General features: G+C 39.9%; 21 protein-coding genes and 2 tRNA genes. 5 read left to right on the top strand and 18 right to left on the bottom strand.

What is annotated here, in order from left to right; all coding sequences use genetic code 11:
• From KTO63_RS23150 to KTO63_RS23135, 4 genes are all read right to left on the bottom strand, one after another.
• A complete protein-coding gene (locus tag KTO63_RS23150; protein ID WP_217794333.1) occupies window positions 1-1,098 on the bottom strand; it encodes a Gfo/Idh/MocA family protein in 1,098 nt (365 codons plus the stop codon).
• Between the two features lie 10 nt (window positions 1,099-1,108).
• Window positions 1,109-1,825, bottom strand: a complete 717-nt coding sequence (locus KTO63_RS23145) for a hypothetical protein (RefSeq protein WP_217794332.1) — start codon at window positions 1,823-1,825, stop codon at window positions 1,109-1,111.
• 139 nt (window positions 1,826-1,964) lie between these two features.
• A complete protein-coding gene (gene dapA, locus KTO63_RS23140) occupies window positions 1,965-2,846 on the bottom strand; it encodes a 4-hydroxy-tetrahydrodipicolinate synthase (RefSeq protein ID WP_217794331.1) in 882 nt (293 codons plus the stop codon).
• 88 nt (window positions 2,847-2,934) lie between these two features.
• Window positions 2,935-3,912, bottom strand: a complete 978-nt coding sequence (locus KTO63_RS23135) for an acetyl-CoA carboxylase carboxyltransferase subunit alpha (RefSeq protein ID WP_217794329.1) — start codon at window positions 3,910-3,912, stop codon at window positions 2,935-2,937.
• Window positions 3,913-4,048: 136 nt separating this feature from the next.
• Here KTO63_RS23135 and KTO63_RS23130 point away from each other — a divergent pair.
• From KTO63_RS23130 to KTO63_RS23120, 3 genes are all read left to right on the top strand, one after another.
• Window positions 4,049-4,122, top strand: a tRNA-Asp gene (locus tag KTO63_RS23130).
• 137 nt (window positions 4,123-4,259) lie between these two features.
• Window positions 4,260-4,333 (top strand) — tRNA-Asp (locus KTO63_RS23125).
• Between the two features lie 233 nt (window positions 4,334-4,566).
• On the top strand, window positions 4,567-5,205 hold the full coding sequence (locus tag KTO63_RS23120; RefSeq protein ID WP_217794328.1) for a hypothetical protein: 639 nt from the start codon (window positions 4,567-4,569) through the stop codon (window positions 5,203-5,205).
• A gap of 105 nt (window positions 5,206-5,310) precedes the next feature.
• Here KTO63_RS23120 and KTO63_RS23115 read toward each other — a convergent pair whose 3' ends face one another.
• The 3 genes from KTO63_RS23115 to KTO63_RS23105 form a co-directional block, all read right to left on the bottom strand.
• On the bottom strand, window positions 5,311-5,751 hold the full coding sequence (locus KTO63_RS23115; RefSeq protein ID WP_217794327.1) for a four helix bundle protein: 441 nt from the start codon (window positions 5,749-5,751) through the stop codon (window positions 5,311-5,313).
• Window positions 5,752-5,927: 176 nt separating this feature from the next.
• A complete protein-coding gene (locus KTO63_RS23110) occupies window positions 5,928-6,164 on the bottom strand; it encodes a hypothetical protein (RefSeq protein WP_217794326.1) in 237 nt (78 codons plus the stop codon).
• 155 nt (window positions 6,165-6,319) lie between these two features.
• Window positions 6,320-7,348, bottom strand: coding sequence for a helix-turn-helix domain-containing protein (locus tag KTO63_RS23105; RefSeq protein ID WP_217794325.1), 1,029 nt, complete (start codon window positions 7,346-7,348; stop codon window positions 6,320-6,322).
• 341 nt (window positions 7,349-7,689) lie between these two features.
• Here KTO63_RS23105 and KTO63_RS23100 point away from each other — a divergent pair, with 341 nt between their 5' ends.
• Complete coding sequence (locus tag KTO63_RS23100; protein ID WP_217794324.1) at window positions 7,690-8,766, top strand: AraC family transcriptional regulator; 1,077 nt, start codon at window positions 7,690-7,692, stop codon at window positions 8,764-8,766.
• A 553-nt stretch (window positions 8,767-9,319) separates the two neighbouring features.
• The gene (locus tag KTO63_RS23095; protein WP_217794323.1) at window positions 9,320-10,378 is read left to right on the top strand and encodes a helix-turn-helix transcriptional regulator; all 1,059 of its coding nucleotides are present in this window, start codon (window positions 9,320-9,322) and stop codon (window positions 10,376-10,378) included.
• Window positions 10,379-10,527: 149 nt separating this feature from the next.
• Here the strand turns inward: KTO63_RS23095 and KTO63_RS23090 are convergent, their stop codons facing one another.
• The 11 genes from KTO63_RS23090 to sufC form a co-directional block, all read right to left on the bottom strand.
• Complete coding sequence (locus KTO63_RS23090; protein ID WP_217794322.1) at window positions 10,528-12,777, bottom strand: hypothetical protein; 2,250 nt, start codon at window positions 12,775-12,777, stop codon at window positions 10,528-10,530.
• Window positions 12,774-13,811 (bottom strand): S8/S53 family peptidase, encoded by a 1,038-nt coding sequence (locus tag KTO63_RS23085; RefSeq protein ID WP_217794321.1) that lies wholly within the window; start codon window positions 13,809-13,811, stop codon window positions 12,774-12,776. The genes KTO63_RS23090 and KTO63_RS23085 overlap by 4 nt, the downstream gene beginning before the upstream one ends.
• 9 nt (window positions 13,812-13,820) lie before the next feature.
• Window positions 13,821-14,717, bottom strand: coding sequence for a glycoside hydrolase family 25 protein (locus KTO63_RS23080; protein ID WP_217794320.1), 897 nt, complete (start codon window positions 14,715-14,717; stop codon window positions 13,821-13,823).
• Window position 14,718: 1 nt separating this feature from the next.
• Window positions 14,719-16,281 (bottom strand): hypothetical protein, encoded by a 1,563-nt coding sequence (locus tag KTO63_RS23075; protein WP_217794319.1) that lies wholly within the window; start codon window positions 16,279-16,281, stop codon window positions 14,719-14,721.
• Between the two features lie 205 nt (window positions 16,282-16,486).
• Window positions 16,487-17,272, bottom strand: a complete 786-nt coding sequence (locus KTO63_RS23070; RefSeq protein ID WP_217794318.1) for a hypothetical protein — start codon at window positions 17,270-17,272, stop codon at window positions 16,487-16,489.
• A gap of 235 nt (window positions 17,273-17,507) precedes the next feature.
• Window positions 17,508-17,981, bottom strand: coding sequence for an RrF2 family transcriptional regulator (locus KTO63_RS23065; RefSeq protein WP_217794317.1), 474 nt, complete (start codon window positions 17,979-17,981; stop codon window positions 17,508-17,510).
• A gap of 158 nt (window positions 17,982-18,139) precedes the next feature.
• Window positions 18,140-18,451, bottom strand: a complete 312-nt coding sequence (locus KTO63_RS23060; RefSeq protein ID WP_217794316.1) for an iron-sulfur cluster assembly protein — start codon at window positions 18,449-18,451, stop codon at window positions 18,140-18,142.
• A 2-nt stretch (window positions 18,452-18,453) separates the two neighbouring features.
• Window positions 18,454-18,888 (bottom strand): SufE family protein, encoded by a 435-nt coding sequence (locus KTO63_RS23055; RefSeq protein ID WP_217794315.1) that lies wholly within the window; start codon window positions 18,886-18,888, stop codon window positions 18,454-18,456.
• 102 nt (window positions 18,889-18,990) lie between these two features.
• A complete protein-coding gene (locus KTO63_RS23050) occupies window positions 18,991-20,235 on the bottom strand; it encodes a cysteine desulfurase (RefSeq protein ID WP_217794314.1) in 1,245 nt (414 codons plus the stop codon).
• A gap of 137 nt (window positions 20,236-20,372) precedes the next feature.
• Window positions 20,373-21,671: a Fe-S cluster assembly protein SufD gene (gene sufD / locus KTO63_RS23045; RefSeq protein ID WP_217794313.1), complete on the bottom strand. Its 1,299-nt coding sequence runs from the start codon at window positions 21,669-21,671 to the stop codon at window positions 20,373-20,375.
• A 12-nt stretch (window positions 21,672-21,683) separates the two neighbouring features.
• Entirely contained in the window at window positions 21,684-22,466 is a 783-nt protein-coding gene (gene sufC, locus KTO63_RS23040; protein ID WP_217794312.1) for a Fe-S cluster assembly ATPase SufC, read from the bottom strand.
• Between the last annotated feature and the right edge of the window lie 52 nt (window positions 22,467-22,518).

Here is a 22,518-nt window from a genome sequence, read left to right as displayed (position 1 = left end):
TTAAACACTCTCTTCCTTCCCACTCGCAATGCTTCTATAAATTGCTTCTACAATTTTTATGTCCTGCAGTCCCATTTCCCCTGGTACTCGTGTTGATTTGTTTTGCGTTACACACTGCGCGAAGTCATCCATTTGTGCCGCTTGTTGATTAATGTTTGGAAAGCTCATGCTGCCGTTCGTGGTTGCACCAACCATTCCGCCATACCGATATGCTTCAGATAATTCAAACCAGCCCCTCTCTGCTTCGGCCCGAAGAAAGTTGGCGTTCTCATTATAACTTGTCCGGCATTCAGCAACGCTGCCTCCCGGAAATTTCATTTCCCAAACAACCGTTTCATCTACTTCTTTAAAAAGATCCGGTTTGGTTTTTATCTCTTTTGCTTTCACAGTAAGCGGCTCCTCTCCTGTTGTGTAACGAGCGCCCTGAATTACATAAACACCCATGTCCATTAATGCACCACCACCGGCCAGTGCTTTTTTCAGGCGCCATGCATTGGGGTCTCCGCCCCACACGAAACCATTGCTGGAATTTATCTTCATTATATTCCCAAAAACTTTTTTCTGCCCAAGCCGCATCATTTCCATGTTGAATGGCTCAAAATGCAAACGATATCCGATCGATAACATTCTGTTTGCTTGTTTACAAGCATCAATCATTGCCTGGCAATCCGCAGCGCTTACCGCCATTGGCTTTTCACAAATTACATGCTTGCCAGCCTTAGCCGCTCTGATGGTGTATTCTTTATGCATTGCAACCGGCAGTACAACGTACACGATATCGATATCCTTGTTGTCTGCAATGGAATCAAAATTTTGATAGTTGTAAATATTCTTTTGGGGAATGTTGTATTTGTCGGCCCATATTTTTTCTTTCGAAGGCGTGCCCGTTACAATACCTGCCAGGTAACAATTTTTACATTGTAGCAAAGCGGGTGCTAGCTGGTATGTGCTATAGCCCCCAAGCCCTACGAGAGCCACTCCTAATTTCTTCTGTTTGTTTTTTGCGCAAGCAGCTAGCGTGGAAATGCCTGGAGCCAAAGCAAGCGTACCCAGTGAAATATCTCTGATAAATTTTCGGCGAGGATAAAAAGTGGACATGGTAAATGTTTTATGGTTGATGGACAGGAACTGCATTTCCCAGCGAATCGAGAAACTGCATTATTCCGTTTTGATTTTTGTCTATAAAAATTTTGATGCGCGGTCTTCCTTTTTCATCCCTGATAAAAAGCCCTACTTCCTGTTCTTTGGTTTTTCCTACAAACAACCTTTCGTGACCAAATGTTCCATCAGCAACCAGTTTGCTTATTTCTTTTTCATAAATCTTTTCATCCTTTAATTGTTTTAATGAATCCACCATTTTCAACTGTGCGGCAAGCGGATATTCATCGTACCTGTCCCACAACTTCAACCCATAAGAAGCATTCTTTCTATTCTCTCCCTGCGAATATTGCAATTGCATTATCTGATCATTTCTAAACTGATCGATTGAGAGTGCAAGGCCCGCAGATTTTTTTGTGCCGTCATACACCAAACCTCCGCATTCATCCCCACTTTCATTAAAGAAGATCATTCCCGCGCCTCGCGGCCTTTTAGCCAATTCTTTTCCATTTATCAATCCCGGATGTTGCATTGCGTCATTGCTGATCACCATCTTTAACGCACCATCATTTTCAACAACATTTATTCTTTGAACATCTATTTCTTCAAACTTTTGTTTCCCGTTTTGTCTGTAGAAAGACATAAAAATGAATGCCAGAAAAAGAGTAGTGCTTATGATCGCATACATTTTCAGGAAACGAATTTCCCGCAAGATCTTTTTTTCCATGAGTGTTGGTTAACAGGTTCGATAATGGTGATGAATTAGTAGCAGCAATAACTATGCGGTAGTCAAAATAATAAAAAAAGCGAAGACTCCGGAGTATAAAATCCGGAGTCTTCGCTTAAATATCAAAAAGTTGAAAAAACTATTTTTTCAAATATGCTTTCACTTTTTCGTGCAATCCGCCGCTTAATGGAACCATTGGCAAACGCAGGTGGTTTTGAATAAGTCCCAGCTCAGTCAAAAACGCTTTTACGCCGGCAGGATTGTTTTCCGCAAAAAGCAAACTGTACGCTTCCAGTAAAGTATCGTTCAGTTTTTTTGCCGCAGCAAAATCACCGCTCAAGCCTTTGCGCACCATTTCTGTAAATGTTTTTGGAAGACAGTTAGCCGCAACACTGATAACGCCGTCCATACCGCATGAAAGCTGAGGCAATACCAGGTCATCATCACCACTTACTACCAAAAAGTCAGCAGGCTTGTCTTTCAATATTTGCATGCACTGCACCATATTGTTAGCCGCTTCTTTGATACCCGCAATGTTCTTTACTTCATGTGCCAGTTTCAAAGTAGTGGAAGCTTCCATGTTTCTTCCTGTTCTTCCCGGCACATTGTACAACAAAATTGGCTTCGGCGAAGCTTCTGCCAAGGCTTTATAATGCAGGAAAATCCCCTCTTGTGAAGGCTTGTTGTAATAAGGACTTGCGCTTAGTACAGCCACCGCTTTATCAAGTGGAAGTGTTTGCAAATCGTTCACAACAGCTTTGGTATTATTTCCGCCAACGCCCACAACTACAGGTACTTTACCGTTTACCTTCTCGTATGTAAAGTTGATGATATCGATCTTTTCCTGCTTGCTTAAAGTAGGTGTTTCGCCAGTGGTGCCAAGGCTTACCACATATTCAACACCGTTTGAAATCACGTAATCGATCAATTTTTCTAATGCCGGAAAGTCAATATTTTCATCGGCGGTAAAAGGAGTAACTAAAGCAACACCTGTTCCTCTTAGTTGTGTTTTGAGTGACATTTCTAATTTATATTGTTATTTGTGTGCGGCCTGTCGGCCGTTTAATGGGCGAATGCGATTCGCCCCTACGATTTAATTTCTGAAATTTCTAAGACGCTACTTCGTCCCAGAAGCCCATTTTGCTGAACTTATCAATACGCTGGTTGATTCTGTCCTCAGCAGGTATTTGTTTAAGTTCTTTGAGCGTAGCTATAATTTGATTCTTTAGATTGCCGGCAGCCTCATCATAGTTCCAATGAGCACCTCCAAGAGGCTCCGGAACTACAGTGTCTACCAAACCAAATTTATGCATGTAATCTGAAGTAAGTTTCAGCTCCTCTGCCGCCTTCTCTTTCATTTCCCAGCTTCTCCACAAAATGGAGCTACAGTTTTCGGGAGAGATAACCGTGTACCAGGAATTCTCCAACATGAAAATGCGGTCGCCCACGCCAATTCCCAACGCGCCACCAGATGCACCTTCACCAATGATCACACAAATCACAGGCACTTTAAGACGCATCATTTCATAAATATTGCGGGCAATGGCTTCTCCTTGTCCGCGCTCCTCTGCCTCCATACCAGGATAAGCTCCCGGAGTGTCTATAAGGGTAACAACCGGCTTATTGAACTTTTCAGCAAGCTTCATAAGGCGCAAAGCCTTTCTGTAGCCTTCCGGGTTGGCCATTCCAAAATTGCGCAATTGACGCATTTTTGTATTAATACCTTTTTGATGCCCAATAAGCATAACAGTTTCGCCGTCAAGTTGAGCAAATCCACCAACGATTGCCTTGTCATCTTTCACGTTGCGATCACCAAACAGCTCAACAAAATTGGTAGTCATCTTTTGGATATACTTAAGTGTGTAAGGTCTATCCGGATGACGGCTAAGCTGTACCTTTTGCCATGCGGTAAGGTTGCTGGTAATATTTTTTCTTTTCTCTATAACTTGATCCTCCAGTTTCTTGATGGAGTCAGATAAGTCAACTTTTGTCTTCTCTTCAGTTTGCTTTAGCTTTTCGATCTCATCAAAGATTTCCTTAACCGGTTTTTCGAAATCAAGGAATTGTCGATTTTTATTGTCTGGCATAATTGAATAATGAAGTGTAAAAATAAGGGTTGAAAATTTTTTTAAAAAAGATTTGTTTGGAAAAAGAAAATCGCCTTATATTTGCACTCCCAAAACGATAGAGCGGTAACGCAAAACGTTGAAAGGCAAAGATCTTGGATCGGTAGTTCAGTTGGTTAGAATGCCGCCCTGTCACGGCGGAGGTCGCGGGTTCGAGTCCCGTCCGGTCCGCAAAAAGCTTCACAGAAATGTGGAGCTTTTTTGTTGGACTAAAATCGCAAGTTTAGGAAATTTTGCTTTAAAGCCAGAATGGTGAAAAAAATGGTTCGAGATCGGGTTAAATAAAGTAAGTAGATCTTCAAAATATTGGATCGGTAGTTCAGTTGGTTAGAATGCCGCCCTGTCACGGCGGAGGTCGCGGGTTCGAGTCCCGTCCGGTCCGCGAAAAGGTTCACAGCAATGTGAGCCTTTTTTGTTTGTATAAACAGCTGACCAGTTAAATGCATTTTATCACAGTTACTCTCCTTCGCATTTTTCCATTTAGCGTCTCTTTAAAACAATCTCCAATCGTTTCTTAGAAAAGCGGTTACAATAATTTATGACTTTGATTTGCATTGGCAACCATTTAAACCAATGCCCGGTCTTTAGAAATTCAAAAATCTAAAAACCGCATCAATGAAAAAACAGTTTTTCGCAATTTTATTATGTGTGGCAATAGCAACAGCATCACGAGCCCAAACAACGGAAAGCACTATTAAAATTGATAAAACGGAGCGTAGCGCCATATCGAATGAGTACAACATGTCTTCCGATGCGTTGAAAGATGCATTGAAGGAGTCTTTCAAATCGAAAGACATTAAGCTCGAAAAATCGAAAGGATTATTGCTAGCAAAAGCCGTTTCTATTCAGGAAATGGGCAATAACATGTACGACGTGTACTTCAGCGTCGATCCTGCTAGCCGTTCAGAAAAAGACAGGTCTGTTCTTAAAATGGCGTTATCAAGCGGCTACGATAATTTTATAAGCCCTGCAAATGCAGATGTATATCTGGCCGCCAAAAATTACCTCGCTTCGTTAAGTTCTTCGATATATGCAGAGAAAAAACAAGTTGACATCTCAGCACAAACCGAATCTTTTACAAAAGCGCAAAGAAAATATAACGACCTGGTAAAAGAAAGTGAAAGACTTGAAAAGCAGCGAAAGAACGTTGAAGGAGATATTGCGGAAAATAAAAGAACCCAGGATTTACAATTGAAAGAAATGGAGCGGCAGAAAGCTGCACTTGACCTACTAAAATCCGGCGGAAGCAGATAGCCTGAAAAAGCAATTCAATCCCTCGTTTGGCGACATGCCGAGTGAGGGATTTTTCTTTAACGAAATAAGAACATAAGCTGATTTAACTGGTCTTTACTTTATAATTTATGCCGACTCGCCATCAAAATCATCATACATCTGTCTGCTTAACTGCCTGATATGATCTTCGAGGTCAGAGATATAAAACACTGCGATCATTTTAAATTCTTTTACCAATCTAAGCAGCATTTCAACGACTTCTATTTTTTCACATGCTGCTGCCATGTGCCGGGTCTTATCTGCAGACATATCCATTTTATAAAGCGTAATAAGCATTTCAACGCATGCATTGCTTAAACTCGTAACCATGGCCCTTTCCATTGTTCTTTCCATCCTTTCAATAAGTGCAGATATCTTCAAAAAAAGCTCATAGGCCTTTTTATAAGCTACACTATTAGAAATATTGCTTTTAAGGCGCTCTACAGCATCAAACTCACGAGTAGTGCGAATTGGTTTCAACTCACGAATCTTGATCATTTGTTTTTCGTCATAAGGTAGATTTTTCATTGATGGTCGTTTTAATCAAAAATTGAGCAATAGCTCAAACTGTTATTTTGGTTTCAAAAATTCTTGTAATCCCAATTTGAGCCAACAAGCGTAAAGAGTGAATTATACTGAAAAAGTTGCTTTCTTAAATTTCCTGTCTATAAGTTACGGACTGCAAAAACAAACTTGCCTGAAGACTATCTCACTTTAGGATAAGCACTATTTCCCTTCCGCTCCTCAAATCGACGTTCCGTAAAATAAACTCGGCAACACAGCCAAACGATAAATAAGCTACCAGATACAGCACAGGTGGTATTAACGACCTGTGAAACAAGTTGCCAGTTGACAAAACTGAAGTTCCACAAGCAAAAAATAGTTACGGTCAATAGACAAATAATGATGGAAATGGCGATAAAGCCGATGAGTGTTTTCATGGAAATTGGATTTAGATTTAATACTCGTTTTTTATTGAAAAAAACGATCTGCAAAGAAATCAACTCTTATGCACTATTACTTTATTAAAAAGTTAGATTTGGTTAGAAAAAGGCTTAAAATGAAAAATGTATGTGAAGCGAAAGGAAACAGTTGTTTACTCAAAATAAAGAAGCAATATCACAGCTTGGACTAATTCGCTTGGTGATATTTTGAACATTTTTTTGAACGCTACACTGAAATTACTGATTGAATTGAAACTGAATTCATAGGCTGTGTCACTAACAGATTTACCTAAAATTATAGCTTGGCGGGCCCCCTCCAGACGATAGCGCTGATAATATTGATAATATGGTAACTTAAATAACTTTTTAAAAAGGGTCTTAAATTTAGTAGCACTCATTTGAGCCTTCTTGGCCATTTCTTCAAGCAGAGGACAATCACTTGAAAAATCCGCAATCAATAAATTTCTTATCTGGATCATTCGCGCAACCTCTACCACTCCGGTAGATTGCTTAAGTAGTTCACGATCCGCTTCAATTTGCAAAAGCAAAACCGCAAGTAGCTGATAAACGGCTCCTAGCAAATACAATGATTGAATACGTTCCACGGATGCATGTTCAAATATGTCGGTTACTTTCTCAATCATTTCTGCAGTCTTGTTCGAATATCCTTTTACAGACTGGCCAACACGAAAAGCCGAAAATTCTCCGTTAATAGAATAAGGAAAAATCTCATGAAGGGCACCACTCGTAAAAACCAAAATCACAATTTTTGTTTCCTCGTCGGGTGTCACCCTAAATAGGCTTTGAACATCTGATGAAAAATAAAGCACAGAATGCTTTCCAGATAGTCCAAGTCCGTTCATTTCCTGTTGGTCAGCTTCGCCGTCAAAAACATGCATATCAACACCTTCTTTTAAAGAAAATAAACAGGCATAATACTCGGGTCCAGCTTCAAGCAGTCGTTTAAAATTGATTGCTTCTGCAAATAAAATACTTATTCGCACCAGAGCAATTCCATTTCCGAATGGGAAAAAATCAACATTGCCTTTGGCGAGCTGATTGTCAATTTGTATGCTATCGTTGTTTAACACTACACCGTCCCCGAGCGCATTCAGCATAGTATAATAAAACTTGTTGAAATGTGGCCTGTCCACGCCCCAGTCAGCGATTATTTCTTTCATATATCAAGCTCATTAGGCCTTCAACAACGGACTAGTAAAAAAGTTTAGTTGCCATGTTGCATTAGTGTGGCAACCACAACACTGGTGAAACGACGATTCCAGAAAAACAAGTGTCCACTATAAGATTAGGGCATGAAATTCAATACTCTATAATATCATGCTTAAGTCATAAAATTGACGCTGCCTTTTATCGAAAATCGAATGACATTTTTATAAACTTCAGCGGATAGCAGGTGAATACTTTTGCGTCGTCATTGTTTAACATGATTGATCACAAAAACAATGCGCTAACTACATTATTTGAATTATTTTTTTAAACACAACAGTTAAAACTGAAAATCATGCAATTAGAATTTATCAGAGACGCAGTAAGCAAAAAGTGGAGAATCGAAACAACAACGGAGCCAGGGGAAAAGTGCCAAGGTAAAGTTGAAATAAGAGGCGAAAAAATTGTATATCCGGAAAGTATTGCGACGGGTTCCAGTTCGTTTCACAAATTAGACGATGATATTGACCTTTCTGTTTGCAATCTTGTGTTTAAGACAGCTGCAACTATTGGGCGCAAGGCTACTGAAGAAACAGAATTCTATACAATGCACATTAATTGTAGTCCCGCACAATTATCGCATTTCTCCGACGGCAAAGAATCAAAAATTGGAGGTGAGTGGAACTCCAGTGTCTTTTGGTCCGCGTCGGATATGGCATCCAGTATTAAAGTTGGGGCTGGAGAAACTTTCTCAGGAATAGTGATTCACATGTCGAAAAAATTCTTGCAAAGTGCTTTAGGCGATTTGGCTTTACCGGCAATCGATGCCAATGGCCAAAGTATTGAAGCAGCAAATCGTCATCTATATAATATATCTGGTAATAAAGCCGATAGAACGCTCGTTGATCAAAAACACATCATTTCGAGAAGCATGTATTCAACCACTTGTGAAAAAAAACGTGAGCTGGTGCAGGAAATTTTAGGTCTTGACGGAAAAGTTTCAACAACCGAAAGATTACTGATAAAAGCCAATATTCTGAAACTGCTTGCACTCTTCATAAAACGCATCTCAAGTAAAAATCTAAACAATGAAAAGTATGCCCGCTTCAGCGACGCGACAAAAATTTTTGAAGTAAAAAAACTAATAGACAAAGTTGCTCCTTTTGAACACATCTCTTTGACTTACTTAGCAAAGGAAGCAGCTATATGCAAAACAAAACTTAAAACAAAATTCAAAGAAATTGTAGGCAAAACCGTTTATCAATATTACCTGGATGTAAAAATGGAAAAAGCTAAGACTATGCTTGAAGATGGTCCCGTTCCGATAAGCGATCTCGCATATGAGCTTGGGTTTAAATCGATAAGTCATTTTTCACAAGCATTTAAAAAGCATTACGGGGTGTCCCCAAAATCAGTTGGTCTAAGAGCCTAGACATTCAAAATTACATTGGTTGCCTCGAAAAGAAATCATTCAAATTTGTGACTAAGAGAGTCCTCAAACTAAAAAAGCGTGCAAAATGCACGCTTTTTTAATTTGTTAATACCTATCCGACATAATTTACTATCGAGGTATAGCCCGTTGCTATGCCATGTAACTCCGTCTCCACATATTGCGCTTCTGGAACTTTTTTAAAATAAACCAGCTGATATGCCTGTCGATAAATACCCAGCTCCCACAACGCGTCTTCTGGCGTTAAGTTAAAAAAATACAAAAGAAAAAGACACTAGTTAACCTTAAGGTCAATGACGAGTAATGACAATAAATTGAAAGTGATGCAATTAGATTCTTTTTTTGTAACCGCTGTAAAACATACCCCGTCCCCAAATTTCTATGCCTGCCCTTTCATTAAAATCGAATGCCTCATTAGTAAACCCTAGTGGATTAGGTTAAAATAATTTTGCATCTGTAAACTTGATGTAAGGCATTCCGGAGCAAGAGTGCTTATGGGGATAGCCAAAAAATTAATCCTATTAATATCCGATATATGAAAGTACTGTTTAAGAAAGAAGGAATTGGCAACCAATGGTTGGTTGACATGGTGAAAGACATGAATGCAAAGTTACCTGGCAAGATTGAACTCAGGGACAACAAAGTTATCTTTCCTGAAAATATTGCAAGAGGCACATGCTCTTATCACCAACTATCTGAGCGTCTTGACTTGTGTATTTTTAATCTCGCGTTTAATACGCCTTTGTGGATCGAACGAACTGCAACAGAGGATTCCAGGTACTATTCAATGCATATCAACTGCAGTCCTTCTGAAATATCTCATTTTGCAGAAGGCAAGGAGTCAAAAATTGGTGGCACGGTAAACTCGAGTATATTTTGGTCCGCCTCTGATCTGTCTTCTTCCTTTAAAATTGAAAAGGGACAAACCTTCCAGGCAATTATTATCTATATGTCAAATGAGTTTCTGCAGGAAGCATTAGGGGAAGAAACGGCGCAGAAGTCATCTATTGAAAATGGCAAGAATCTGTGCCACCTGAACGACACTATAACAATGAGGCATCTCACTGAGCAAAAGCATTTCATATCCCGTAGTTTACAAACCGGGATAGGACGATTAAAATATGAACTGGTGCAGGAGATTTTAAATTTTGACAAAAAAAGCTCTATTTCAGAAATGTTTCTGTTAAAAGTGAATATCCTAAAAATTTTCGCGCTGTTCATAAAACGTGTCGCTAATAAAAGCAGCAGAGATGAAACTTCTGGTCGCCATTGTGATGCCAGCAGGATCCTTGAAATAAAGAAAATAATTGATGAAAATGCTGGCAGCGAACCAATGTCATTAGATGAGCTTGCAAAAAACGCTGCGATGAGCAAAACGAAACTTAAAACAAAATTCAAAGAGATTGTCGGAACAACGACTTACCAATATTACCTGGATGTGAAAATGGAAAAAGCCCGGTCTATACTGGAAGATTGTCCGATTCCAATAAGTGATGTGGCTTATGAACTTGGATTTAAATCGACAAGTCATTTTTCACAGGCGTTTAAAAAACACTATGGAGTGAGTCCAAAATCTGTAGCCTCAAAAAATTAATAAACTGTGCAAACTAATCGTATCAAAATGCACTGTTTTAATATAGTGTTTCGCTGCGATTCTAAAAACCTTCACCTTATCCTTTAAAAAAAGCGGGCAATATTTTTTGCACGCTTTTCCTGGATAGAAACACTCATTCTCAAAACTCATCACTTCTTCCTATAACTCTTCGTCCAGAAATTTGCCAGCGGAATATCTATGGCTACAAACCAGTTGCTTCTCCAGCGTGACTTATCTGACACCAACAATTTTCCTTCATCATTCTTGTAATACAACTTACACCCGTATTGCCAGCCGTATCCAACGGACAAAGGAATGTAGGGCGCTTTTTTAAAAGGCAATCCTATTCCATAAACAAGATACCCACCGGGCGCAAAAATATCATTCAAGGTAACCTTCTGTTCGAGTGCTGTACTGTCGTCATTGAGTCTATAGCCAGCAATTGCGCCCACATCGATTACAGTAAAATATGCGCTAAGGGATCCCAGTGTTCGCCCATCTTTCCAGAATCCGAGGCCCTTGCTTATTGCGAATCCTACCGGCGCTGTCACTCCCACTTTTGAATTGCTTCCGTCTATTTGATCGGTGCTGTTAAACGATCGTCCAAAATATCCTCCTATATAAGCATTAAGGGAAATGTTCCATGCAGAATTCTTTTTAATGGACGAGCTTCCGGCAGGCAACACTGCCGCTTCTATTGCTGCCTGCGCTTCCTCCGGCGATTGTGATTTTACAATGCTTGCCATCACATTTCCATACTTCAGCGCACCTTCAACAAATTTGGAACGATCTTTTATAGAATCAAGAGAAAAAAACTTGCCAACGTCCAGCCGCGATTTTGCTGCCGCAAAGCTCGTTTTTGCAGGTGCCGATATTCTGTTTGCTGAATCCATGACCAATACAGCGTCCTTTGCGGCAATTGCTTCCTTTGGTTTTTCCAGCACCTCCTGCAAAATGAGGTACGCGTTCATTACCGCTGCATTATAGTTTTTTGTGTAAATGTTCTTGTACAAATTGTTTGCATTGCGTGCCATTACAATGTACCTGTCATTTGCAATTCCTTCTTTGATCACATTGGCCACTTTAAAGCCATAATCTACCACATTGATTGCCTTTTCGATGTAGGTGGAATAATCATCGTTGGTAAGATTGCTCTTCTTTGTTTTGATATCTTTCAACGTTTGTTCTACATCATTTGCCAACACTAAAAAGTTTTCTATGAGATCTGCAATCTTCAAAATATTATCCGCATTGTCCCTCATAAAATCCTGCACGCTGGTATCCTTGCCTGGTGCGTACTGGAAAGCAATGTTCTGCATCTTTTGATACAACAGGCCCAGGTATATTCTCAAGGTAAGGGTGTCGTTTAAAATATTCTGGTTAAAATCGCTGAACCTTATCCATGCTACCTCTTTATTATAGATAGTGTCATACTTCAACAACACAACACTGTCAACCCTTACAAGGCCTTTTGCGGAAATCTTTGTAGTATCCGTCTTAAACAGATTTGGGGCCAACTGAATCATCTTCACCGTAAATGTATCTTTCGTCATTGGTACTGTCTTTACAGTTAATGACCGTTTCGTATCCACTGTGTATTCAACACGTCTCACGCTTTCAGAAATTTTATCCAGCACCAGCCATGAACTTTGCAGATTGATGTTCATTTCGCCCCACTCGCTCAATTGTGCAAAATGATTGATCAGAATCGCTGGATGTAGTGATGAATCAGGCTGCGAAAGTGCGCTGATTATTTTCGCGGAGCGTATCGCCAAACGTATCTCCGGTAATGTTTTCAAAAGCTGCTGGTACTTGGGAAGATCAATCAGTAAATTCAAATTCACAATCAGGTTGCTAACATCTTTATAAAATGCTTCGCGTAATGATTGCAAAAATTCCGAATAACGATACGAAGCGATGCTACCTAAAAAAGCCGTGGTAGACGGAAATAATGTTCTCGCTTCAACATGATCATCAAGATATTTCTTCATCCTTTCAAAAAAAGCAATATTCAGTTCTTCTTTTCCCCGTTTTATGAGAAATCTTGCGAGGCCGTCTGCTATGTTGGTTACATCAAGATTTCCAAGAGCTCCTATACCGGATTGTACCAAACTTGTAAATGCACCTTTGGAAGCATTTGGATCAAACCTTAGGAAGGGATTGTATCTAAAGGATTTCTCCATGGAATCGATAGGGCTTTTTTCAGGCATAACATACCACTGCAATATCTGATGCACTTCAGGAATATCAGGGATATTGATAAACGCAGAGTCGCCGATCTTTAATTTATCATCTCCAACTGAATAAAGCGTTCTGAGCTTTATTGCATCGTAGTAAGCATTCTGCGCATTCAATAAAAATGGAACAAACAAGAGGAATGCTAAGGTTATTCTTTTCATGACGTAACATTAATGACGTTAAGACTATTGAATGATTCCACAGAAGACGGAAAAGCAATTTCATTCAATGCATTTTTTATTGATGCTTTGTCAAATCCAACTTTGTTAGATGATATCAATAACGCAATGATTCCGGATACAACTGCACAAGCAAAGCTGTCGCCTTTTTCCTGCGCAAAAAGATTGGAAGCCTTACCATAGGATACGAAATTGAAATTTGGCAAAACGAAATCTACTTTGTTATTGAGCTTCGGTAGATTACTCAATGGCTTTGTTATTGCACCTACTGCAATAACATTATCAAGTGAGGCAGGATCTCTGATTGTATCGGCGCACAACTGTTCATCAATTCCTGCAGCGGCAACTACAATCTTATTGGGTCTGAAATTTCTTATTGTATCATTATATTGTGCATCCAGTTTATTGCTGATATTAACAATCATAGGTTGATCATCTCTATTAACAAATTGCAATACCGCATTTATATCAATACCGCTGGAACTCGCTCTGGCATTGTATATAGGCAATTCAACCAACCGACATTTATTTGCAAATCCTATCACGCCTGTAGTTCCCGCAATTATTCCTGCGATGAAGTTTGCGTGAAAATTAAACAGCGGGTCATTTACGTGAAAAGGTGCAGCGACCGGATTATTAAATTGGATCGACTTGCTCATGGGGTGATCCAGTATGCCAATGGTCACATCTTGTCCGGATGTTAATTTCACAGCATCTTCCATTTCCAACAGGGCACCGTAATTGATTTCAGACTTGAGTGTTTGTCCGTCAAAGCACGAATTCAAAAAAGACTGCAAATCAGGAATAGGTTTCTCTATAGCCGATGGTGAGCCCAGCCCCACTTCCCAGCCCCAATATCCTTTTTCATTCTGGTACCATTTTCCAAGTTTATTTGTTTTCTCTTTTACAGTTATGAAAGGCGCGCCGTTAAATAGCTTCGCCACTACATTACTCTTGTCGGAAAAGTCTTCCACAGGCGCTTTGCGAATGTTAAGTACCGGCACTATGACTTTCATTTGTGTCATTTATAGAAAAAGCGTGTTATCTTTTAGAATATTCAAATCAACTTTTGGATTATTGCCAACAACGCCGTGTTCTGTGTATTGCCAAACGGACCAATCGTTCCATCCATTTGGCACCGGAACTTTGGTAGCATCAGGGCTTGACGGATAATAGGACATCCACAGTTTGTATTTGCCCAGGTTATGATTGGGCGGCAATTTTCTGTCGAGGTATTCCTTGCGACTGTAGAGCATCACTCCTTTCGTAAGATGGGCATTGATGGTTTCAATAAATGTATTCACCCATAGCAAATAATCCGTTTTGCCCAAAGGAGAATCCCATGTTTGCTGATCTTCAAGATCGAGCACCAGTGGCAGATCTGGCGACGTGAGCGTGGCAATTCTGCTGATCACTTCATTTGCTTCTGCTGTTGCATCGCTTCTTACTGAGCCGCCATTTCTTGTATCCGGCCTGCAAAAATGATAATAGCCAATCCTGAAATTTTGCAGTTTTGCATTGCGTGCGTGCGTTGCCGCCTGCATATCTGGAGTGCCAACACCTTCTGAAGTTTTGATGTAAACAAACTCACAACCAGCTTTTTTAAAAGCATCCCAATCCGGCGCATCATTATGATGGGAAACATCTACACCAAATGAAAAACCCGTCGGCAGATTGATGGGCAGATTTTTAAAATTAGAAATTACTCTGCCCGGCAGCCTTATCACGCCACCGGCCCAATAGTAAATTCCTGCTTTGTCTCTATACCATTTGCCAATCGCGGGATTTGCTGGATCTTCCGTTTCCTCTCCTTCAAATTTAAAGCCTTGCAAAGCCACGCCGACTATATTGTTTTTATCGGCAAGGCTCGGTGGAAAACCACTTCGTTTGTTCAGTTTTTTTGCGCTAACCTGTAAAAGCATATTATCCAACGGCCTCCTCTCCTGAATTAGGGTTGACTATTATTGTAGGAGCATTATTATTGTTGCCCGGTTGATTGCCGGAAGTTTTGCTATCATCGCCGCTGCCGCTTGCCGCATCGACTTTCGTTCCTACTCCTCTTATGCTGATAAGCTTATTCAGCATGTCAAACCAAAACGGCGCACCCAAACAAATGGCGACTGCAGTAATCAACCAACCAATTATGGTTACAAATCCCCCTTGCTGCCTCGAACTGTTTTTAAAATAATGGTGTTTTCGCTCATTTTGTATGTAAGCACAGCGATCGCTAAACATCTGCATTCTCGTATACTCAGCTACGGCTGATGAGCCTATTTTTTGTAACGATGCGTCTATATTTTTCTGTTGTACCTGAAATGCATTGGCCATAGTTTGTGCAACTCCTTTTCCTTTGCTGTCCAATTTCTCAGCTTTCGTTGTATATGCGTCGATTGAGTCTGTCAATGTAGCTCTCAACACCCGGGTTGTCTGAATTGTATCTACGATAAGCTTTAACGAATCGATCTTGCGATAATATTCTTTGGTCAACGTTTCTTCGCAAATTTTACAAGTATCACCCCAACCCCACCCTAATCCTAATATCTCGTTTGCTGTGTTTGCATCATTATTGAGTTGCTGATAAATTGCGTTGATAGTTGTATCGTTATTCTGCGCAGCGTACACCTTGCGCAACTTCGCGGTATCATCGTACAAATTGTTAATGATGTTTCCATATTGCTGCTGCCGGCTAATGGCCATTTGCACCAATTGATCCCTCGCCGTTTTGTCTTTCGCCAATATCGAATGAATAGCGATAGTGTCAACATTAAAGAATATTGCCATTATCAATCCCAAAATGAAGAGGATAACGCGGTTGTATCGTTTATACCAACCCGAACATCTATCCATTGTGTCATTGAACCAACCTTCAAGCTTTAATTTAAATGTGTCAAGATCCGCGTTGGACTCCAGCCACAGGGAGCGCAAAAACAGCGCTGTATCCATATTGATATCAACGGTTTCAAGTGCAGAAACAACGTTGTCCTGTTTTTGAAACAGAAGTGCTTTTACTGCGGGATTTTTTTTATCAGATTCAAGATTGATGGGCAGTTTATAGATTTTTCCATTGTTGATAGAGTCCGATATTGTTTGTACTTCATTGATATCATCCTTGCCAAATCCTTTCAGTAGATCAACAATCACTTTTGAAAAATTTTGCGGAGAAATATACGCGGGCTTACTGTAGAAATTATCTTCTCCCAAATATCTTATCAATGGATGCGCATAAAACCAGGGAGTGATGGTTTTGTCTTTGAGCAAATTCGGTTTGCCAAGCAAATGTGCAAACGACCTTAACCTGCTCCAAAAACCGTTTGCCGTCGTTGCTTTGCCATCTTCCAACATGCGTATTATGGCTTTCTCCAAAACTTTTGAACGAAAGGCAAGTTTGGTAGAAATCATTTCCTGCAAAATGGTAGCAAGCAAGCTGTATAATAGGAACACGAATACGAGTCCTATAAAAACATCAAGGGCAACATTGTTGAACATCGTTACTTGGGGTTGTGCGTTCTTGTTTACAGAGACCAGATATCACTCACAGTAACGGATCGCGTTCACATGCTTTACTTGTGGAAAAGCTTATGAATAAAGCTTTTTATGGGGACAGGATATGGCACATGCCGGAGATTGAAAGAGTTGTTTGTTACTCTAAACTAACTAAAGTAATCTCTATTTGCAACAGCACTTACCAACATTATTCCTGGTTGATGACTATGCGCTTTCTTCTCTTCGTTATTGCAGCCAGTGTAAAGAAAACACCTGCGAATGCAAATGATTCGCAAAGTCCCATTCTGTCGCTGGCGTCGTTCATATTGGAAACAAATCTTGGCACATGCAGTAAAATAAACCAGCCAAAGATCATGATGCCACAAAGAAGCGAAGCGAGATGTATGGTGGGTCGCATGAGAATGCCAATGCCCCCGGCAATAAGGCACACTCCGCAGAAGTACGTCCAGAACAAATGAAAGGGAATATAGGCGGGAATTAGATCTTTTACAAAATCTGCATACTTAAAATGCGCATACCCACCTGCTATTAAAAACGGAGCAATAAGAATAGTACCAGCGATGATCAGCATTCTTCGTCTGCTGTCACGCATGGAAGCGTTGGGAATGATGTTGTGCTTGTTTTCTAAAAAACTGGCCGCAATGATCAGGGCACCTCCCATTAGTGCGATGGCTTTATAACCATTCACCCAGTCATTCATAAAATGGAACAATGCTCTGATAACAGTAAGAAAGAAAATAAGCAATGCAATCAATAGTGCAGAAATAACGGGACTTTTTCTTAAAATAATGCCAAGGCATAGAATAATCAGAATAGTAGCGGAAACATAAGCCAGCGCAGGATTCAGGTTAAGGCTGGCGGGCCAGGCCGGAGGGCGGCCAACGATAAAATCCTTTGAAATAAAACAGATAATAGAAAGACCTATTAGGCCGATAGAGTACATAACACGGCCCGGTTCTGTCAACTTTTTCATTGATGGCTTATTAAATGGTGTTGATCAGGTGCGCCGAATCGAATGTCCTTTTTGTGTTTCTTCGAGTGTACCTGAGTATACACTAAACTAATACTGATTTAGCGCTTTTGCAAGTGTAGCAGGCGTAAAATAGTAGAGACAAGGCATTGCCTTGTCTGTGATATAGAACCTGTCTGCAAATAAAAAAGACAAGGCAATGCCTTGTCTCTACCAATAATTCTTTGCGTAAACTGTTTTATTCCGCTAATACCAGGCTTTCCTTTAACAGGCTGCCCAGGTTTTTTGAAGATTCAGTTTCGTTGCTTACAAGGTCGTGCAATGTAATTCTTACCAGTAGTTGGTTTACTACAAACTGTACCATTTGCCAGAGCGATCTGGCAGAACAGTCAACAGAGTTTGTACATAATCTCATGGCTCCGGTATGCAAGCCGCAGAATTCTTTATCGAATATCTCACCGCCCAATACAGTAAGTACGTCTTTGATAACAATATCCTTTGCAGATTTTGCCAATAAGTAGCCACCTTTATTTCCAGGTGTACTTTTGATAAAACCGCCCATTCTCAATACCCTTGCAAGCTTTGCAACGTAGTGACTGCTCAGTCCTTCCGATTCGCTCAGTTGAGGAATGCTTATACCGGCAGCATCTTTACAACCTGCAATGCGTATTAATATGCGCAAACCATATTCTTCTTGTGCCGTTATTTTCATTTGAACTTTTCCTGATGTTTTTAATAACTGAATGACTGAGTAACTGAATAACTGAAGGTTTTAAACCGAGCAACCCTTCAGTTATTCAGTTACTCAGTTATTCAATCGTTTGCTTTGAATCAATCTCATTTTCAATTGAGGGCTTACGCGATAAGCCCCTACATAAATCCCAGTTCCAGGGCTGCTGCTTCGCTCATCATGCTCTTGTCCCATTTTGGTGTCCAGGTAACAGAAACATAGACATCGTTCACCCCTTCTATCATGCGCACTTTCTGGTCAACTTCTATTGGTAATGATTGTGCGGCCGGGCAACTTGGTGCTGTAAGCGTCATCACAATCTGAACATTATTGATGGGTAATACTTCAACTTCGTAAACCAAACCCAACTCCCAAATGCTTACAGGAATCTCAGGATCGAAGATTGTCTGCAAGCATTCAATCACCTTTTGTTTTAATTCTTCTGTATTCATTTCTATTGCAATTGAGAATTTTTAATTTTAAATGCCACAGCGTAATTTTTCATTTGTTTCACCATGGATAACAAACCATTCGAACGTGTCTGCGCCAGATGCGTTGTCATGCCAATTCGCTGAATGAACGTTAACGGAGCATTGATAATTTCGTCCGGTGTGCGGCCCGACAATACTCTTATCAACATACTTATCAGACCTTTTACAATTATCGCATCGCTGTCTGCTGTAAAATAGATCTTACCGTCCTCTTTATATTCCGCCGCGAGCCACACTGTAGATTGACAACCTCTCACCTTGTTCTCATCTATTTTATATTTATCATCCAGAGGAGCCAAACGTTTTCCAAGGTCGATGATATATTCGTATTTATCGTCCCACGAATCAAACAATGAAAATTCTTCTACTATTTCGTCTTCTACTTGTTGAATTGTCATGCTTGCTAGTTAATAGTTGTTAGTTGTTAGTTGATGGGCTTTACTGTTCATCAGGCTTTACAACTTTCAACCAATTCTTAATTCCTAATTCCTAATTCTTAATTAAACCAAAAGCTTAATCGCTTTCTTCAATCCCTCTACCAGTGCATCAATTTCCTCTTTCGTGTTATAAATCGCAAAAGAAGCACGGATTGTTCCTGGTATACAGAAACGTTCCATTAATGTTTGTGCGCAATGGTGACCGGTACGCACTGCAATGCCGCGGTTGTCGAGCAAAATGCCCACATCCTGCGGATGCACTTTATCTATTACAAATGAGATAAGACTTGTTTTTTCACGAGCCTTACCAATAATTTTCAAACCTTCAATTTGCTCCAACTGCTCTGTTGCATAGGCCAGCAATTCATGTTCGTAATCACGCATTTTTTTCATGCCTGTTTCCGTCATAAAATCGAGCGCTGCTTTGAATGCTACAACATCAGCTATGTTTGGAGTACCGGCTTCGTATTTGTATGGAAGATCATTGTAAGTAGTTTTTGCAAACGTTACTTCTTTGATCATTTCTCCGCCGCCCTGGAAAACAGGCATGGCTTCAAGAATCTGTTTTTTGCCATACAAAGCACCAACACCTGTTGGACCGTATAATTTATGTGCAGAAAAAGCAAAGAAATCACAATCCATTTCCTGTACGTTGATATCCAGGTGTACAGAAGATTGTGCGCCATCAATCAATACCACTGCGCCTTTCGCATGAGCGGCATCAATGATTTGTTTAACAGGATTCACTGTTCCCAATGCATTTGAAACATGCACCACGGAAACAATCTTTGTTTTTTCTGTCAGTAATTTTTCGAATTCTTCCAATATGAGTTCACCGTTGTCGTCAACAGGAATCACTTTCAGCACAGCGTTCTTTTCTTCACAAATAATTTGCCATGGAACAATGTTGGAGTGATGTTCCATGCCCGAGATGATAACTTCATCACCAGCCTGTAGATTTTGCCTTCCCCATGTATATGCTACAAGGTTAATGCCTTCCGTAGTTCCTCTTGTGAAAATTATTTCTTCTCTTGATGCTGCACCAATAAATTTCTGAACCGTATCGCGAGTTGCTTCAAAAGCAGCCGTAGCTTCTTCTGCAAGCGTGTGAATGCCGCGATGAATATTTGCATTGTAGTTGGTGTAGTAGTTTACCAACGCATCAATAACGACCTGTGGCTTTTGAGAAGTTGCCGCATTATCGAAGTAAACAAGAGGCTTTCCTTTTACTTCTCTTTTAAGTATAGGAAATTGCTCTCTGATTGCATAAACGTCTAATCCTTTCTGTAAATCCGCAGCTACTTGCATAGATAACAATTTGAAAATTTGAAAATGTGGTAATTTGAAAATTGCATTTAGTGAAACAGTCTCTCATTTACTTAGAAACTATATGTTGCACTTGTCATTTTCAAATTTTCAAATTATCACATTTTCAAATTGGTTTATTAATTCCCCAGTCTTTCCGCAACAAGGTGATCCACGTATGTGCGGATGTGTGGAAGATTGATCTTATCGAGAATATCACTAGCAAAACCTACCAATAGCATTGATTTTGCAATTTTTTCTGGAATACCTCTTGACTGCAGGTAAAACAAACCTTCTTCATCCAATTGACCAATTGTACAACCGTGTGAACATTTCACATCGTCTGCAAAAATCTCTAATTGAGGTTTTGTATTTACGCTTGCGTTGTTTGAAAGCAATATGTTTTTGTTCGACTGGAAGGCATTTGTTTTTTGCGCAGGCTGTCTTACAAAAATTTTACCATTGAACACACCGGTACTGTTTTCATCCATCATGCCTTTGTACAGTTCATTGCTGAAGCAGTGAGGCATTACGTTATCAACAATGGTATGGTTGTCAATGTGGCTATTGCCTTTCTGGAAATACAAACCGTATAAATGAGCTTCACAATGTGGCGCTTCCATTACAACGTTTGTATTGTTGCGAACGATCTCACCATTCAGTGAAACGATGATCGCGTTCACATAACTCGTACCTGTCTGCCTGATATGTGTTGTACTTACCTGGCTCGCATTTGCAGAGTCGTTTTGAATTTTGCAATATTCAAATCTTGCGTCTTTTTCTACTATCACTTCCATGATCTGGTTAGTGAAGCTATCTTCGGTGCCGCGTGTAGCAAATGTTTCAATGATTTGCAATTGCGCATTTTCAGACAAATAGATTAAACTTCTTGGCTGTGCTAAAATGTTTTCAGCAGCAGCATCGGTGATGTTATAAATGTAAACAGGCTCTTCAATGATCTTGCTTCTCTTTACATGTATAAAGATGCCGTCTTTTACGAAAGCTGTATTCAGCGCATTGATGCCGTCTTTCAAATAATCGCTGCTGTGTCCGAAATGTTTCGACACGATCTCGCTGTATTCATTTTTTGCAGCTTCTGCTAAATGCAATACCGTTAAATCTTTTGAACGAATAGTTGAAAGTTTATCTGCAAACTGGCCATTTACAAAAACGAGTTCGTTTGCTTCTTTATGTCCTGGTAAACGATAAGCATCTACATCTTTTGCAGAGAAATTAGGCTGACCACTTACCTGTGATTTATAATCTTTGGCGAATAGTGTACCGATGCGAGTGTATTTCCATTCTTCATGGCGCACGGTAGGTATTCCAAATTCGTTGAAAGCGCTAAATGCCTGTTCACGCACGGCACTCAGCTTGCTATCTTTATCTTCAGCCTGCAGTTGTGCAAACTGATCTTTAAAAAGTTCTGTCATGTTCATGATCTGTCCGTCTTAGTGTTTTTCCGCAATTGATACTTCTTCGTCTTCGTTGATTTCATTTTTAATGAAATCGTAACCTTTTTCTTCCAGTTCCAAAGCCAATTCTTTGGTACCGGATTTTACGATACGTCCATTATACAATACATGCACAAAATCAGGAACGATGTAATCAAGTAATCTTTGATAGTGTGTGATCAAAAGGACAGCATTGTCTTTGCTGCGCAATTTGTTTACACCATTAGATACAATACGGATAGCATCAATATCAAGACCAGAATCAGTTTCATCCAGAATAGCCAATTTCGGATCGATCATTGCCATCTGGAAAATTTCATTACGTTTCTTTTCACCACCAGAGAAACCTTCGTTCAATGAACGGCTCAACAGCGTTTGATCAATATTCATCAATGCCATTTTCTCTTTCATCAACTTTAAAAATGCAACAGCATCCAAAGTATCTTGTCCGCGATATTTACGAATTTCATTTACCGCAGTTTTGATGAAGTTGGTAGTGCTTAAACCCGGAATTTCTACGGGGTACTGAAAGCCAAGGAACAAACCTTCGCCTGCTCTTTCTTCAGGAGCAAGGTCAAGTAATTCTTTTCCTAAAAATTCTACTGAACCTTCAGTTACTTCATAATCTTGTCTTCCTGCTAATACAGAAGCCAAAGTACTTTTACCGGCACCATTTGGTCCCATGATCGCATGTACCTCACCCGCTTTAATTTCAAGGTTAAGTCCCTTTAAAATTTTTTTGTCTTCAATCCCCGCATGCAAATTGCTTATCGTCAACATAATACTAGTGTCTATTTTAATTTACTTACTATTTATATCAATTGAAAGTTTA

This window comes from Pinibacter aurantiacus (genome assembly GCF_019130065.1).
In the GTDB taxonomy this organism is placed as follows: Bacteria; Bacteroidota; Bacteroidia; order Chitinophagales; family Chitinophagaceae; genus Pinibacter; species Pinibacter aurantiacus.
Note: the sequence above shows the minus strand (reverse complement) of the source record. Positions and strands in the feature narration are given on the sequence as shown.

Excerpts from the sequence above, each read along its gene's own strand:
- KTO63_RS23105 (WP_217794325.1), bottom strand. The coding sequence starts at position 7,348 with ATGAAAGAAATAATCGCTGACTGGGGCGTGGACAGGCCACATTTCAAC.
- sufC (WP_217794312.1), bottom strand. The coding sequence starts at position 22,466 with ATGTTGACGATAAGCAATTTGCATGCGGGGATTGAAGACAAAAAAATT.
- dapA (WP_217794331.1), bottom strand. The coding sequence starts at position 2,846 with ATGTCACTCAAAACACAACTAAGAGGAACAGGTGTTGCTTTAGTTACT.
- KTO63_RS23120 (WP_217794328.1), top strand. The coding sequence starts at position 4,567 with ATGAAAAAACAGTTTTTCGCAATTTTATTATGTGTGGCAATAGCAACA.
- KTO63_RS23070 (WP_217794318.1), bottom strand. The coding sequence starts at position 17,272 with ATGAAAAAGTTGACAGAACCGGGCCGTGTTATGTACTCTATCGGCCTA.
- KTO63_RS23065 (WP_217794317.1), bottom strand. The coding sequence starts at position 17,981 with ATGAAAATAACGGCACAAGAAGAATATGGTTTGCGCATATTAATACGC.
- KTO63_RS23055 (WP_217794315.1), bottom strand. The coding sequence starts at position 18,888 with ATGACAATTCAACAAGTAGAAGACGAAATAGTAGAAGAATTTTCATTG.
- sufD (WP_217794313.1), bottom strand. The coding sequence starts at position 21,671 with ATGAACATGACAGAACTTTTTAAAGATCAGTTTGCACAACTGCAGGCT.
- KTO63_RS23150 (WP_217794333.1), bottom strand. The coding sequence starts at position 1,098 with ATGTCCACTTTTTATCCTCGCCGAAAATTTATCAGAGATATTTCACTG.
- KTO63_RS23095 (WP_217794323.1), top strand. The coding sequence starts at position 9,320 with ATGAAAGTACTGTTTAAGAAAGAAGGAATTGGCAACCAATGGTTGGTT.
- KTO63_RS23110 (WP_217794326.1), bottom strand. The coding sequence starts at position 6,164 with ATGAAAACACTCATCGGCTTTATCGCCATTTCCATCATTATTTGTCTA.
- KTO63_RS23145 (WP_217794332.1), bottom strand. The coding sequence starts at position 1,825 with ATGGAAAAAAAGATCTTGCGGGAAATTCGTTTCCTGAAAATGTATGCG.
- KTO63_RS23100 (WP_217794324.1), top strand. The coding sequence starts at position 7,690 with ATGCAATTAGAATTTATCAGAGACGCAGTAAGCAAAAAGTGGAGAATC.
- KTO63_RS23135 (WP_217794329.1), bottom strand. The coding sequence starts at position 3,912 with ATGCCAGACAATAAAAATCGACAATTCCTTGATTTCGAAAAACCGGTT.
- KTO63_RS23060 (WP_217794316.1), bottom strand. The coding sequence starts at position 18,451 with ATGAATACAGAAGAATTAAAACAAAAGGTGATTGAATGCTTGCAGACA.
- KTO63_RS23050 (WP_217794314.1), bottom strand. The coding sequence starts at position 20,235 with ATGCAAGTAGCTGCGGATTTACAGAAAGGATTAGACGTTTATGCAATC.
- KTO63_RS23085 (WP_217794321.1), bottom strand. The coding sequence starts at position 13,811 with ATGAAAGTCATAGTGCCGGTACTTAACATTCGCAAAGCGCCTGTGGAA.
- KTO63_RS23090 (WP_217794322.1), bottom strand. The coding sequence starts at position 12,777 with ATGAAAAGAATAACCTTAGCATTCCTCTTGTTTGTTCCATTTTTATTG.
- KTO63_RS23080 (WP_217794320.1), bottom strand. The coding sequence starts at position 14,717 with ATGCTTTTACAGGTTAGCGCAAAAAAACTGAACAAACGAAGTGGTTTT.
- KTO63_RS23075 (WP_217794319.1), bottom strand. The coding sequence starts at position 16,281 with ATGTTCAACAATGTTGCCCTTGATGTTTTTATAGGACTCGTATTCGTG.
- KTO63_RS23115 (WP_217794327.1), bottom strand. The coding sequence starts at position 5,751 with ATGAAAAATCTACCTTATGACGAAAAACAAATGATCAAGATTCGTGAG.